This is a genomic window from Halomonas sp. 111, assembly GCF_052379685.1.
Lineage (GTDB): Bacteria > Pseudomonadota > Gammaproteobacteria > Pseudomonadales > Halomonadaceae > Vreelandella > Vreelandella citrativorans.
Genome location: NZ_JBQSYV010000014.1, coordinates 17111 through 29112, shown reverse-complemented (window position 1 = coordinate 29112; position 12002 = coordinate 17111). Strand labels below are relative to the sequence as shown.

Sequence of the window (12002 nt, the reverse complement as noted above, 5' to 3'; positions counted from 1 at the left end):
CTTACGATTGGCGCGCCGCGAGCCGTTTTTGGAGAAAGAACGATGAAAGTTCGAGCTTCCGTAAAGAAAATGTGCCGTAACTGTAAGATCATTCGTCGCAATGGCGCTGTTCGCGTCATCTGCATCGAACCACGGCACAAGCAGCGTCAGGGTTAATTCCTACGTTGTTTTAAGTGGGTGTTCGGCATACCCCTTGCCTTAGGGCATTTAAAGGGGTATGCTGTTGCGCCTTTTGTAGATGAATAAACGAGCAAGCCGCTCAAATTTCGGAGTAAGCTGATGGCCCGTATTGCAGGCGTCAATATCCCGGACAACAAGCATGCGGCGATCTCGCTGACCTATATCTTCGGGATTGGCCGTACTCGCGCGCAGCATATCTGTGCTGCTGCCGGTATCGCGCTGACTACCAAGATCCAGGACCTATCTGGCGAAGAGCTGGATACCCTGCGTTCTGAAGTTGGTAAGTACACCGTAGAAGGCGACCTTCGTCGTGATGTTACGCTGAATATTAAGCGTCTCATGGACTTAGGCTGCTACCGTGGTCTGCGTCATCGTCGTAGTCTTCCGCTGCGTGGTCAGCGGACCAAGACTAACGCGCGCACCCGTAAGGGCCCGCGTAAGCCGATCCGCAAATAACACGCACGTTCTGGCGTAAAGACAGGAATAGACATCAACATGGCTAACCCGCGTAGTAACCGTAAAAAGGTTAAAAAGCAGGTAGTGGACGCCGTTGCGCATATCCATGCCTCTTTTAACAACACGATCGTGACGATCACAGACCGCCAGGGCAATGCTCTTTCTTGGGCAACTGCCGGTGGTTCGGGTTTTCGTGGTTCTCGCAAGAGCACCCCGTTCGCTGCTCAAGTAGCAAGCGAGCGTGCAGCGACTGCTGCAGCCGAGTATGGTGTGAAAAACGTAGACGTACTGGTTAAAGGCCCAGGTCCCGGTCGTGAATCCGCCGTGCGCGCACTCAATGCCGCAGGCTTCCGCGTGCAAAGCATCGTAGACGCGACGCCCATTCCCCATAATGGCTGCCGTCCGCCTAAGAAACGCCGCGTTTAAGGAGACAGATTCATGGCTCGTTATATTGGACCGAAGTGCAAACTGTCTCGTCGTGAAGGCACCGATCTCTTTTTGAAGAGTGGCGTGACTCCCTTCGAGAAAAAGTGTAAATCCGAGCAAATCCCGGGTGTACACGGCCAGCGTCGTCAGCGTCTTTCAGACTACGGCTTGCAGCTTCGTGAGAAGCAAAAAGTACGTCGCATGTATGGCGTACTCGAAAAACAGTTCCGTAACTACTACAAAGAAGCTGCTCGCCTGAAAGGCGCGACCGGTGAAGTATTGTTGCAGTTGCTTGAATCCCGACTGGATAACGTCGTCTACCGTATGGGTTTCGGCTCGACTCGCTCTGAAGCGCGTCAGCTCGTTAGCCACAAGGCGATTTCCGTGAACGGCCGCACCGTTAACGTTGCTTCCTACCAAGTGAAGCCGGGTGACGTTGTTGCTATTCGCGAAAAGGCGAAGAACCAGGCACGTATTCAAAACGCGTTGACCATTGCGGCCAACCGTGGCGATATCCTCTGGATTGAAATCGACGCCAAGAAGATGGAAGGCACTTTCAAGGCTCTGCCTGAACGCGGTGACCTGACTGCCGACATCAACGAAAACCTGATCGTCGAGCTGTACTCCAAGTAAGCGGCGTTAATTAATCTGCTTCTTGAAGCCTGGGCGGGATAGCAAAGCTAACCGCCCAGATGCTCTTGAGTACGGTTCTTAAGAACTCAGTATCCGTTTGGCAGCCTGAAAGGTGTTCATATGCAGCGTTCAGTGACAGAGTTTCTTCGTCCTCGCGACATCAAGGTCGAAGAAATCAGCGCACATCATGCCAAAATCGTTCTCGAACCGTTCGAGCGTGGTTTTGGTCACACCCTGGGGAATGCACTGCGTCGCATTCTGCTTTCGTCTATGCCCGGCGCTGCCGTGGTAGAGGCTGAAATTGCGGGTGTAGAGCACGAGTACAGTGCGCTCGAAGGGGTGCAGGAAGATGTCATCGAAATCCTCCTGAACTTGAAAGATGTTGCGATCAAGATGCACAGCCGCGATGAGGCGGTTCTCTCGCTGAACAAGCAGGGCCCAGCCGTCGTCACTGCTGGCGACATTGCGCTTGATCATAGCGTCGAAATCGTCAACCCGGACCACGTCATTGCACACGTCAATGAAGGTGCCGAGCTGAAAATTCAGCTTAAGGTAGCGCTGGGTCGTGGCTACGAACCGGCTGACGCCCGTGGCTCTGATGAAGAGACCCGTGCTATTGGCCGCCTGCAGCTGGATGCCACCTTCAGCCCTGTCCGCCGCGTTTCCTACTCGGTTGAAGCCGCTCGTGTTGAGCAGCGCACCGACCTCGATAAGCTGATTATCGATCTGGAAACCGACGGTACTTTGGATCCGGAAGAGGCTATCCGTCGCAGTGCGACCATTCTGCAAGAGCAGCTGGCCGCCTTCGTCGACCTTGAAGCTGATAAAGAGCAGGAAGTCGAAGAGGAAGAAGATCACGTTGATCCAATCCTATTGCGCCCCGTAGACGATCTTGAGTTGACCGTTCGCAGCGCGAACTGCCTAAAAGCCGAGAATATTTACTATATCGGTGATCTTATCCAGCGCACAGAAGTTGAGCTGTTGAAGACACCGAACCTCGGTAAAAAATCCTTGAATGAAATCAAGGACGTTTTGGCGGCGCGCGGCTTGTCCCTCGGCATGCGGTTGGAAAATTGGCCGCCCGCTAGCCTGAAGGACGACAAGGCCACCGCGTGAGTGTCGACTTGAGTCCCAGTTTGGTAAGGAATTACAACCATGCGTCATCGTAAGAGTGGTCGTCATCTGAATCGCACCAGCTCGCATCGTCAGGCCATGTTCAAGAACATGTCTGTCTCGCTGGTCGAACATGAAGTCATCAAGACAACCCTGCCCAAGGCCAAGGAACTGCGTCGCGTTATCGAGCCGCTGATCACCTTAGCCAAGCAGGATAGCGTTGCGAACCGTCGTTTGGCGTTCTCTCGCACACGTTCCAAAGAAGCCGTTGGCAAGCTGTTCAATGAGCTGGGTCCGCGTTACGCCGAGCGTCCGGGTGGCTACATCCGTATTCTCAAGTGCGGTTTCCGCACCGGCGACAACGCGCCTATGGCGTACGTTGAGCTAGTAGACCGTCCGGTTGCTGAAGAAGCCGCTGCTGAAGAGTAAATCTTTAGTTGCTGCCTCTTTAAAGCAGAATGAAAACCGACCCAGCTGGGTCGGTTTTTTTTATGCCTGGCGTATCGAGTAATGCCGCTATAAACGTTAAATTGTCCGACGAGCGTGCTAGTCTAGAGTGAATTGACGGGGCCATTGGCGCTGCAGTTGTTTACCCTTGGGAACTGATTCATGGCGCATTATTCAATGCGGGGGTGTACGCGTGCAGGCCGAGGAAGAAGTGTGCGTCTCGTTTCCAGCGTAAATGAATCATCAAGGGGCAGACATGGTGACGAGGGGAGTAAACGATAACAAGGCGTCGAGGGCATGGCTAGCGGTAACGATGTTACTGCTATTGATCATCACCACCTCGACCGTGCAGGCGAATCCACGTTACGCAGGTATTGTGGTCGACCTTGATAACGGTGAAGTTTTATACGCAGAAAATGTGGATGCACCGCGTTATCCTGCTTCGCTGACCAAAATGATGACGCTGTACATGACCTTTGAAGCGCTGGAAAGTGGCACTTTAACGCTCAATGAGCCCCTCGCTGTTTCTGCCCAGGCCGCGGCCATGCCCGCTACCAAATTATGGCTTTCTGCGGGCAGTACGATTCCTGTCGATACCGCTATCCGCGCCCTGGCTGTGCGTTCGGCGAATGATGTCGCCGTTGTGGTGGCTGAGGCGTTGGGCGGTAGCGAGCAGCGCTTTGCGCGGCTTATGACCGAAAAGGCGCGAGAGTTAGGTATGACGGCCACGACCTTCCGCAACGCCTCCGGGCTTCCTGATGACCAGCAAATCACCTCCGCGCGGGACATGCTCACGCTCTCGGTGCGTGTCATGCAGGATTTTCCACAGTATTACCATTACTTCGGTCTTCAGGAATTTACTTATCGCGACAAGCGCCACACCAGTCATAATCGGCTGGTGCGTGACTACCCTGGCGCTGATGGCTTAAAAACTGGCTTTATTCGTGCCTCTGGCTTTAACGTCGCGACGACTGCCGTGCATGATGGCCGGCGGCTGGTTGCCATTGTGATGGGAGGGTTTAGCTCTTCATCGCGTGATACTCATATGGCCGATTTACTCGACCGAAGCTTTATGCGCGCTGAGCTGCGTGATCAGCGTACATGGGTCGCCAATACCAGTTTTTCTCAGGAGTTTATGGGGTTTGGTGGTTCTACACCTCCCGTGGCACCTCCCAAGGCGCCAACACCTGCGCCAAGCCAAATGCTTGCCAGTATTGAAACGACCACGCTGTCACCTGCCCCCAATACCAGCGTAGACGAGCAACTGGCCACGATCACCGTTGAAGGCCCGGCCGAGGCGTCCCGCGCGTCTAACGCTGACCCTTTGCAGGACTTTATTCAAAGTGAGCGCTTGGTGGAAGCTCCCCCGACCGGCGCCTGGGGTATCCAGGTGGGTGCATTTAGCCAGCAAGGGCAGGCTCAACAGCTGGCCCAACAAGCGGCCCAACGCTTAACGCAAAACTTGGCCGGGCGCGTGGAGGTGGATACGCTTGAAGGCCAAACGCCGGTATACCGTGCTCGCCTGGTGGCTTTGGATGAGCATCGCGCCCGTGAAGCCTGCCGTGAACTACAACTGCAAGGTATGGAGTGCATGGTGGTCAACGCAAGCCTTTAAGCCTTGTTTTAAATGTCAAAAAACCCCACCAGCTTTTATGAGCTGGTGGGGTTTTTTTATGGTTGATGTCACGATCCACTACGGCTTTTCACCAGTGCACGTGTACGCGCGCAATCGCTTAGGCTAGGCAAAGGCGTACGCGTTCATTGCCAGCACGCCATGCTCAACGCTGCGGTGGAGCGGTGTGACATCACCGCCTGCGCCCATGGCTACCAGTAACGGCTGAAAATGCTCGGGCGTTGGATGGTTCCTGCTCGCTTCGGGGGCCGTTTGCCAGGCAAGCAACGCCTCACGGTCATTGTTCACAAGCTGAGTATCGACCCACTCTGCAAAAGCGCCGACCCAGTTGGGCATCGGGTTATCAAGCGGCATGGTTTCGTAAAGGTTATGGGTCAGGCTGCCCGACCCGATCATCAGAATACCTTCTTCACGCAGTGGCGCCAGGCGCTTACCCAGCTCAACCAGCTTGTCGTTAGACCAACGCACAGGCAGCGATAGCGTAACGACAGGAATATCCGCCTTGGGAAACATCAGCGAAAGAGGTGCCCAGGTGCCGTGGTCAAACCCTCGTTCCACTTCTGAGGCCCCCAGTAATTTGGCCAAGCGGTTGGCCAGTGCAGGCTCGCCAGGTGCCGGGTACTGCTGCTCGAACAGTTCGCGGGGAAAGCCGCCGAAGTCATGAAGGGTTTCTGGCCAAGGGCTGTTACTGACTTTCAGCGTCTGACTTTCCCAGTGCGCTGAAACCACAATGATCGCCTTGGGCGTCAGTTGCTTGCCCAGCGAACGTAAAAAGTGGTGGGCAGGCGTAGGGGTGAGGATCAGCATGGGAGAGCCGTGGGATATAAAAAGACTGGGTAGCATAACAACGTCTCCTGGCAGAAGTCCCTGGCAGTGACCAGGGCGCGAGCAAAGGCATGGCGGAGAAAAGGTGATAGATAAACTCGTTTTGGTGCGCCTAACGCGATTAGCTAATGCGGCGGTTCAGTGTAAAGCTGCCGCCGCCTAAACCTGCCTGCACGAGCAGGGCAACGGTCCAGAATGCCGGGAACTCCCAACCACCGCCAGCGTTGGTAAACGCCCAGCCGTTGCCAAGATGCACGGACGTAGCACCCAGTAGCAGAGGGATCATTGCAAGGCTAATCCAGCGCGTATAAATACCCAGAATCAAGGCCAGGCCGCCGCCAACTTCTCCCAGAATCGTTAAGTAGGCTATAACGCTTGGTAGGCCCAGTGACTCAAAGTAGGCGACCGTGCCCGGCAGGGTAAACACAAACACCTTGGTCAGGCCATGGGCGAGTGCCATCACGCCAAGTGATAGTCGCAGCAGTGCGATGGCGTGGGGTTGAAGGTTTGTGCTCATGGTGGAAGAAGATGCATTCATGGGGTATCTCCATTGGGCAGTGATGAAAGTTCAATGGGGACACTTTACGTTCATTGACGGCAGAGATAATCCACGCGTACCAAACATCACTGTTGCGAAATAGGCGACAATCCCATCTCCTGCTCCCAGTAAGGCGGGCTACCCCAAGCGTCCGTTAACAGCTCAATAAACCGCTCTACCTTGGCAGGTAAAAAGCGTCGCGCAGGGTAAATGGCATGAATATCCAGCATCTTGGGGGGGATGTGCGGCAGTACCTGAACCAGGCGCCCAGCGATAATGCTCTCCGTTACCAAAAAGCTGGGTTGATGAGCGATACCGATACCTGCCTCGGCGGCATGGGTTAAAACATCGCCATTGTTGCTTTCAAGCGGGCCTTGGGGTGTCAGCGTCATATTTTCAAAACGCCAGTTGCTATTGGCTAAATCGCTGCGGTAACGCAGGCAGCGGTGGTGCGCAAGCGCCTCAGCATTTGCCGGCACGCCATGGGTTTCAAGGTACGCCGGGGATGCGCAAAACAGCATTTGACAGCGCGTCAGACGCCTGGCGATCAGGCTTGAGTCGGGCAGGTTGCCAATACGAATGGCCACATCGTAGCCCTCTTCGAGAAGATCCACGCGGCGGTCACCTAAGTCCAGGCGTACATCCAGGCCAGGATACGCCACCATAAAGCGTGCCACCAGCGGGGAGAGGTGGCGCATGCCAAAACTCATGGGGCCGTTGATACGTAAACGGCCGCGTATTTCAGAAACACCGCTGCCTACGTCGGCGGCAGCCTCATCAAGCGCCTGTAAAATCGCTTGGGCATGCGCAAGGTAGCGCTCGCCCTCGGCGGTTAAATGCAGGCGCCGCGTGGTGCGCTGAATAAGCCGCACCCCGAGCGTCTCTTCAAGGGCCATGACAATACGTGATACCCGCGTGCGGGAAAGATCCAATGCTTCAGCGGCCCGCGTGTAGCTGCCAAGCTCGGCAACTTTGACAAAAGCGGCAATATGGTCGAGCTGGTTCATGGCCGAGCCAACGCCCGTGCGGCCTGGTAAGGATCAGGCTGGCCACAAATGGCGGAGATAACCGCCAGGCCATTGGCACCGGCTGTAACGACCTGCTGGACGTGTTCAGCCTTGAGCCCGCCAATGGCCACGCTTGGCAAGGTGCAGGCCGCGGCTAACTGAGCCAGGCCTTCAAACCCCAACGGTTTAGCATGGTCCTGCTTGCTTTGGGTGGTAAACACCGGGCCCAGGCCCACGTAGTCGAGCAGGGCCACGGGGGCTGCATGAAGCTGCTCAAGCGTATTAATCGAAAGCCCGATAATTGCCTCTGGCCCCATGGCCGCCCGTGCCTCTTGAACCGCTGTATCGCTTTGGCCGACATGCAGCCCATCGGCGCCGCTTTGCAAGGCAACGTTCAAGCGGTCATTAATCACCAGTGGTACCCCGCTACCCGCCAGGGCGGCTTTCAAGCGCTTGGCCTGTTCAATCATGTCGGTATCGCTTGCGTGTTTATCGCGCAGTTGAACAAAACTGACGCCCCCTTTGACGGCCTCAATAACGGTGCGCTCTAGCCCTGCGGCTTGACAGAGTTGAGCGTCAGTGACCAGATAAAGCGAAAGATCAAAACGCATTAGCCTTCCTCCAGCCCGGTAAACTGACGGACGTCTGTAGGTGTTAGCTGATACAAGGCGTCCAACAGGGCTACCTGAAAACTACCCGGGCCTGCCGCCTGTTGTCCAGCGCGGCTACCCGCGATAGCAAAGCTTGTAAGTGCGGCTAACGTGGCGTTCAAGGGAGCTCCGGGGCTGGCCGCTACAAAGGCGGCAACGGTGGCACTTAACGCGCAGCCAAGCGTAGTGACACGCGGCATAAGCGCGTGCCCGCCGTTCAAGCGCCAGTGCTGAGTGCCATCGGTAATAAAGTCCTGCACGCCGGTCATCGCGACAATACAGCGCTGCTGCTTGGCGAGGTTAATGGCGGCCTCACGCGCTTCATCCGTAGAGGCCGTGGCATCCACTCCTCGGCCCGCGTGGGTCAAGCCGGAAAGCGTCATGATTTCTGAGGTATTGCCACGGATCACGCTGGGCTTAAAAGCCAATAGCGTTTGTGAAAGCGTTTGACGGTAGTAAGTGGCGCCCACCGCAACCGGGTCCAATACCCAGGGGGTATTGCGCTCGTTGGCCGTTCTGGCGGCAAGTTGCATACCTTCTGCCCAGTGTGGTGAAGGTGTACCGATATTGATCGAAAGTGCCCCGGCCAAGCGAGTAAACTCAGCGACTTCCTCAGTTGAATGCAGCATGGCAGGGGAAGCGCCGACAGCCAGCAGGCAGTTAGCCGTGCTGTTCATCGCTACAAAATTGGTAATACAGTGCACTAACGGCGTGGTGCGTTGTACAGCGGAAAGCGCGTTGCTCAGCGGGAGTGATGTCATGGCCACCTCACAGCGTAGATCGGGTGTGATGACACCGCGACTTCCTACGCCGGTATTATCCGGTTCAGGTTCTAAGGGTGCATCTCAGCTTGAGCGTCTCAAGCGCCCCTGTCGTCAGGCTACTATCCTTGCCTTGGGCGGTGCTGTAAAGCGCAGGCGATGTGTAAGGGGAGGCCGGTAGGGTAAGCGGGGCTGGAATAATGGCTGCTCTGCCCTCATGGTATGTCATCACAACGGCATCATGCGGTGTGAAACGGTTAGCGATAGGCTTGTACACGGTATGGTTTTTGTCAAAGATAACCGCTCAATCAATTCATTTAACAGCATAATTCCCACAAGGAGCCCAAGATGACTTTGCAAGGTGAACAGCATAAAGGCGTTCGTCCGGCCCCTGCGCAAACCCAAGGGTTTCGCTTAAACCATACGATGCTGCGGGCGAAAGACCCCGAGCGTTCATTGGCCTTTTACTCCCAGGTATTTGGCATGCAGGTGCTGCGTCGGCTGGATTTCGAAGAGATGCAGTTTTCGCTCTACTTTCTGGCGAACCTGGAAGCCAACGACCAGGTGCCGGAAGATACCCAGGCGCGTACGGCCTGGACCTTCAGCCAAAAGGGGCTGTTAGAACTTACCCATAACTGGGGCACAGAAGACCAGGACGATTTTGCCTACCACGATGGCAATGCCGAACCGCAGGGCTTTGGACATATCTGCTTTAGCGTGCCGGACTTGGAAGCGGCCCAGGCATGGTTTGATGAGCACGATGTGACGTTCATAAAGCGGGCGGATCAAGGCAAAATGCAGGGCGTCATTTTTGTGAAAGACCCGGACGGCTACTGGATCGAAGTTATCCAGGCCGACCTAATGGCGGCGATGGGCGACTGATATGGCACACTTGCTGTTTCGGCTGCGCTACGTTACCGATGAAGAAGCCATGGAAGTCCGCTCACTACTGGCAGAACATGGTTTTGATACCTATGAAACGCAGGCCGGTTTTTTCCGCTTAGGGGTGGACGCGATCTGGCTGCGTGATGAAACCCAGCGTGAGGCGGCCGAAGCAGCACTGGCGGTGTATCAAGCCGAGCGCTTCACCAAGGCTCGGCAAGCGCACGCCGAGGCCGTGAGCCAAGGCGATGCACCTACCTTATGGCGCCGCCTGGCGGCGCATCCCTTTCAGGTCACCCTGGTAATGGTGGCGGTCGTCATGGTGGCACTGCTTACGCTGTTGCCATTTCTTGGCCTGACACGTTAATCAAGCCGCAGGTGCCCGCGTTTTAAGTAGAGCTTGACCCCTTCGCTGCCCGCGCTAAGTTGGGGAGCGGCGCCGGGAGGGTAGCGACACCAGCTGCCCGTCGGGTATTCGGTATCGCCGTCGCACAAGGTGCCTTCCAGAACAAACGCTTCCAGGCCACCGCCCAGCGTTGGGTAGACAATCGTCACGCCCGCCTCCCACCGCTCCAGGCTGGCGCGCTCTTGGCCAAAGGTATGCAGCATTTTATAGGTAATGCCTGGGCGACGGTCCGGCTGCCAAGGTAAACGGTGGGCAGGTACGGCCAGTTGAAGAGTGTCATTGGCTGCAAACTGGTGAAGCTTCACCAGGATGAGCGCGCCCTCATCGCCTATGTGCGGGGTGTGGCCCGTACCGATAGGATTGCGCAGATAGGTGCCCGCGGGGTAGCGGCCGTGCTCATCACCGAACACGCCCTCTAGTACAAGAATCTCTTCCCCGCCGTCGTGGGTATGTGCGGTGAACTGGCTGTTGGGCGCGTAGCGTACCAGGCTGGTCGCTCTGGCGACTTCCTCGCCGATGCGATCAAGCATCATGCGTGTGACGCCTGCACTGGGCGAATCGACCCATTGATATTGGTCCGGCGTTACGCAAGCAAAGTGGCTAAAGTCGGCGTTAAGGCGCATGGTATTGGCTCTTTGCAGTGGGGGGATCGCGGTAGTGCAAGTCTCCTTATCCACCACCCAAAATGCAATGCATAAAAGAGCGCTTTAATGACGAGCCTTTAGGAAGGCTCGTTGCATAAAGGCGGTTTTTTTCAGGGCGTCGCCGCAAGCGTCGTCAGAATATGGTGGGCGGCCTCAATACGTGCCTGGTTGGGATAATTGCGGTTGGCGAGCATCACGATGCCTATTTGCTGGCTGGGTACAAAGGCGACATAGGCGCCAAAGCCATTGGTTGAGCCCGTCTTGTTAAACCACACATCGTCATCTGCCGGTAACGGTGGCTGAAGCTGCTCGGCCTCGTTAGCCTCCAGCACCATCTCCATCGAATTGCCTGCTTGTAGCTGGTCAAGCGACACAGGGTAGGCATAGCGCTCCCAACCGAGGCCTTGGGTCATATCGTCCATGTTGACGTAACCCATCCGGGTTGCTTCCAGTGCTTCGCGCAGCGGTTCATCCACCGCTGAGTTGTCCATGTTGGCGTTAATGAACGCTAGCATATCGGCGCTATTCGACTTTACCCCGTAGGCCTCTGCATCCAATACGCCGGGGTTCACCCGAATCGGCTCATCCTCTTTTGAGTACCCGAAGGCGTAGTTCGCCTGGGCGTCTTCAGGTACCTGCAAGTAGCTGTGTTCAAGGCCGAGTGCTGAAAACACATGCGCTTCCATCAACTGGGCGTAAGGTTTTCCAAGCCGCTGGGTGGTCAGGTAACCGAGTAATCCAATGCTCGGATTTGAATAGAGCCGATGGGTGCCTGGCGCATACGTCGGTGCCCACTGGCGGTAGTAGGCGACCATGTCGTCTTCGTTGTTGACGTTATCTGGAAACTGCAACGGCAGCCCGCCCGCCGTATAGGTGCCCAGTTCCAACAGGCTGATGTTATCAAAGGCGCTCCCTTCAAGGGCTGGCAGGTACTGGCTGGCGGGGTCAGAAAGTGACAGAGCACCGCTGGCCTGAGCGTAAGCCGCCAGCGTCGCCGTAAACGTCTTGCTGACGGAACCCAACTCAAACAGCGTATCGGTAGTTACCGGCACACTAGCCTCTTGATCGGCTATCCCATAATTAAAGTAATAGGGCGTGCCCTTAACGCTTACCGCTACGGCCATGCCCGGGATACTGTGCGCGTCCATCAAGGCCACGATAGTGTCGTTGACCACCGACGCCACCGGGAGACTGCGCGGATCATCATTCGCATAGCCAAAAGCGCTGATAAGAAACGAACCTGCCACAATAAGCGCATTCTTTGCTGTTAACATCTTGTTCATCAGAAAACCCGTTACGTGTTGTTGATTAACATCGGGCGTTGGCCCCGCTGATTCGTTGCTTACGTTACGGCGAACCGTACAAGGTGACAAACAGCGATATTTTGCATAAGCCATTAGA

The 12002-nt window shown here is 55.9% G+C and carries 16 protein-coding genes and 1 riboswitch; of the genes, 9 read left to right on the top strand and 7 right to left on the bottom strand.

All coding sequences use genetic code 11. The annotated features are described in order from the left end of the window. Positions 1–42 precede the first annotated feature (42 nt). From rpmJ to ACT3T7_RS11590, 7 genes are all read left to right on the top strand, one after another. Complete coding sequence (rpmJ, locus tag ACT3T7_RS11620; RefSeq protein ID WP_009099023.1) at positions 43–156, top strand: 50S ribosomal protein L36; 114 nt, start codon at positions 43–45, stop codon at positions 154–156. Between the two features lie 123 nt (positions 157–279). Next, positions 280–636, top strand: coding sequence for a 30S ribosomal protein S13 (rpsM, locus tag ACT3T7_RS11615; RefSeq protein WP_192536496.1), 357 nt, complete (start codon positions 280–282; stop codon positions 634–636). A 39-nt stretch (positions 637–675) separates the two neighbouring features. After that, entirely contained in the window at positions 676–1062 is a 387-nt protein-coding gene (gene rpsK, locus ACT3T7_RS11610; protein WP_009099028.1) for a 30S ribosomal protein S11, read from the top strand. Between the two features lie 12 nt (positions 1063–1074). Continuing rightward, complete coding sequence (gene rpsD / locus ACT3T7_RS11605) at positions 1075–1695, top strand: 30S ribosomal protein S4 (RefSeq protein ID WP_087108925.1); 621 nt, start codon at positions 1075–1077, stop codon at positions 1693–1695. A 120-nt stretch (positions 1696–1815) separates the two neighbouring features. Further along, positions 1816–2811 (top strand): DNA-directed RNA polymerase subunit alpha, encoded by a 996-nt coding sequence (locus ACT3T7_RS11600; protein ID WP_172117703.1) that lies wholly within the window; start codon positions 1816–1818, stop codon positions 2809–2811. A 39-nt stretch (positions 2812–2850) separates the two neighbouring features. Continuing rightward, entirely contained in the window at positions 2851–3237 is a 387-nt protein-coding gene (rplQ, locus tag ACT3T7_RS11595) for a 50S ribosomal protein L17 (protein ID WP_018917717.1), read from the top strand. Positions 3238–3511: 274 nt separating this feature from the next. Beyond that, positions 3512–4870, top strand: coding sequence for a D-alanyl-D-alanine carboxypeptidase family protein (locus tag ACT3T7_RS11590; RefSeq protein WP_444631134.1), 1359 nt, complete (start codon positions 3512–3514; stop codon positions 4868–4870). Positions 4871–4993: 123 nt separating this feature from the next. Here ACT3T7_RS11590 and ACT3T7_RS11585 read toward each other — a convergent pair whose 3' ends face one another. The 5 genes from ACT3T7_RS11585 to thiM all read right to left on the bottom strand — a co-directional run bounded on the left by ACT3T7_RS11585 (position 4994) and on the right by thiM (position 8669). Beyond that, positions 4994–5731, bottom strand: coding sequence for a DODA-type extradiol aromatic ring-opening family dioxygenase (locus tag ACT3T7_RS11585; RefSeq protein WP_444631133.1), 738 nt, complete (start codon positions 5729–5731; stop codon positions 4994–4996). 103 nt (positions 5732–5834) lie between these two features. After that, a complete protein-coding gene (locus ACT3T7_RS11580; RefSeq protein WP_444631132.1) occupies positions 5835–6251 on the bottom strand; it encodes a DoxX family protein in 417 nt (138 codons plus the stop codon). Positions 6252–6337: 86 nt separating this feature from the next. Then, the gene (locus tag ACT3T7_RS11575) at positions 6338–7258 is read right to left on the bottom strand and encodes a LysR family transcriptional regulator (RefSeq protein ID WP_444631131.1); all 921 of its coding nucleotides are present in this window, start codon (positions 7256–7258) and stop codon (positions 6338–6340) included. Further along, positions 7255–7869 (bottom strand): thiamine phosphate synthase, encoded by a 615-nt coding sequence (gene thiE, locus ACT3T7_RS11570; RefSeq protein ID WP_444631130.1) that lies wholly within the window; start codon positions 7867–7869, stop codon positions 7255–7257. Before thiE ends, ACT3T7_RS11575 begins: the two co-directional genes overlap by 4 nt. Continuing rightward, entirely contained in the window at positions 7869–8669 is an 801-nt protein-coding gene (gene thiM / locus ACT3T7_RS11565) for a hydroxyethylthiazole kinase (protein ID WP_444631129.1), read from the bottom strand. Before thiM ends, thiE begins: the two co-directional genes overlap by 1 nt. 24 nt (positions 8670–8693) lie before the next feature. After that, positions 8694–8789: riboswitch (TPP riboswitch) on the bottom strand. A gap of 228 nt (positions 8790–9017) precedes the next feature. Here thiM and gloA point away from each other — a divergent pair. Further along, positions 9018–9551 carry a lactoylglutathione lyase gene (gloA, locus tag ACT3T7_RS11560; protein ID WP_172117697.1) on the top strand — a complete coding sequence of 178 codons (534 nt, stop codon included), beginning with the start codon at positions 9018–9020 and terminating at the stop codon, positions 9549–9551. 1 nt (position 9552) lies between these two features. Next, complete coding sequence (locus tag ACT3T7_RS11555) at positions 9553–9918, top strand: DUF6164 family protein (RefSeq protein WP_087108910.1); 366 nt, start codon at positions 9553–9555, stop codon at positions 9916–9918. On the opposite strand, the gene ACT3T7_RS11550 is transcribed toward ACT3T7_RS11555, so the two are convergent. Both ACT3T7_RS11550 and ampC read right to left on the bottom strand, forming a co-directional pair. Further along, the gene (locus ACT3T7_RS11550; protein ID WP_444631128.1) at positions 9915–10580 is read right to left on the bottom strand and encodes a cupin domain-containing protein; all 666 of its coding nucleotides are present in this window, start codon (positions 10578–10580) and stop codon (positions 9915–9917) included. The two genes, ACT3T7_RS11555 and ACT3T7_RS11550, sit on opposite strands and share 4 nt — an antisense overlap. Before the next feature lie 131 nt (positions 10581–10711). Continuing rightward, positions 10712–11875, bottom strand: a complete 1164-nt coding sequence (gene ampC, locus ACT3T7_RS11545; protein WP_444631168.1) for a class C beta-lactamase — start codon at positions 11873–11875, stop codon at positions 10712–10714. Positions 11876–12002 lie beyond the last annotated feature (127 nt).

What these genes read in the sequence shown, in the direction of transcription:
- rpmJ (WP_009099023.1), top strand. Translation starts at nt 43, where the DNA reads ATGAAAGTTCGAGCTTCCGTAAAGAAAATGTGCCGTAACTGTAAGATC.
- rpsM (WP_192536496.1), top strand. Translation starts at nt 280, where the DNA reads ATGGCCCGTATTGCAGGCGTCAATATCCCGGACAACAAGCATGCGGCG.
- rpsK (WP_009099028.1), top strand. Translation starts at nt 676, where the DNA reads ATGGCTAACCCGCGTAGTAACCGTAAAAAGGTTAAAAAGCAGGTAGTG.
- rpsD (WP_087108925.1), top strand. Translation starts at nt 1,075, where the DNA reads ATGGCTCGTTATATTGGACCGAAGTGCAAACTGTCTCGTCGTGAAGGC.
- ACT3T7_RS11600 (WP_172117703.1), top strand. Translation starts at nt 1,816, where the DNA reads ATGCAGCGTTCAGTGACAGAGTTTCTTCGTCCTCGCGACATCAAGGTC.
- rplQ (WP_018917717.1), top strand. Translation starts at nt 2,851, where the DNA reads ATGCGTCATCGTAAGAGTGGTCGTCATCTGAATCGCACCAGCTCGCAT.
- ACT3T7_RS11590 (WP_444631134.1), top strand. Translation starts at nt 3,512, where the DNA reads ATGGTGACGAGGGGAGTAAACGATAACAAGGCGTCGAGGGCATGGCTA.
- ACT3T7_RS11585 (WP_444631133.1), bottom strand. Translation starts at nt 5,731, where the DNA reads ATGCTACCCAGTCTTTTTATATCCCACGGCTCTCCCATGCTGATCCTC.
- ACT3T7_RS11580 (WP_444631132.1), bottom strand. Translation starts at nt 6,251, where the DNA reads ATGAATGCATCTTCTTCCACCATGAGCACAAACCTTCAACCCCACGCC.
- ACT3T7_RS11575 (WP_444631131.1), bottom strand. Translation starts at nt 7,258, where the DNA reads ATGAACCAGCTCGACCATATTGCCGCTTTTGTCAAAGTTGCCGAGCTT.
- thiE (WP_444631130.1), bottom strand. Translation starts at nt 7,869, where the DNA reads ATGCGTTTTGATCTTTCGCTTTATCTGGTCACTGACGCTCAACTCTGT.
- thiM (WP_444631129.1), bottom strand. Translation starts at nt 8,669, where the DNA reads ATGACATCACTCCCGCTGAGCAACGCGCTTTCCGCTGTACAACGCACC.
- gloA (WP_172117697.1), top strand. Translation starts at nt 9,018, where the DNA reads ATGACTTTGCAAGGTGAACAGCATAAAGGCGTTCGTCCGGCCCCTGCG.
- ACT3T7_RS11555 (WP_087108910.1), top strand. Translation starts at nt 9,553, where the DNA reads ATGGCACACTTGCTGTTTCGGCTGCGCTACGTTACCGATGAAGAAGCC.
- ACT3T7_RS11550 (WP_444631128.1), bottom strand. Translation starts at nt 10,580, where the DNA reads ATGCGCCTTAACGCCGACTTTAGCCACTTTGCTTGCGTAACGCCGGAC.
- ampC (WP_444631168.1), bottom strand. Translation starts at nt 11,875, where the DNA reads ATGTTAACAGCAAAGAATGCGCTTATTGTGGCAGGTTCGTTTCTTATC.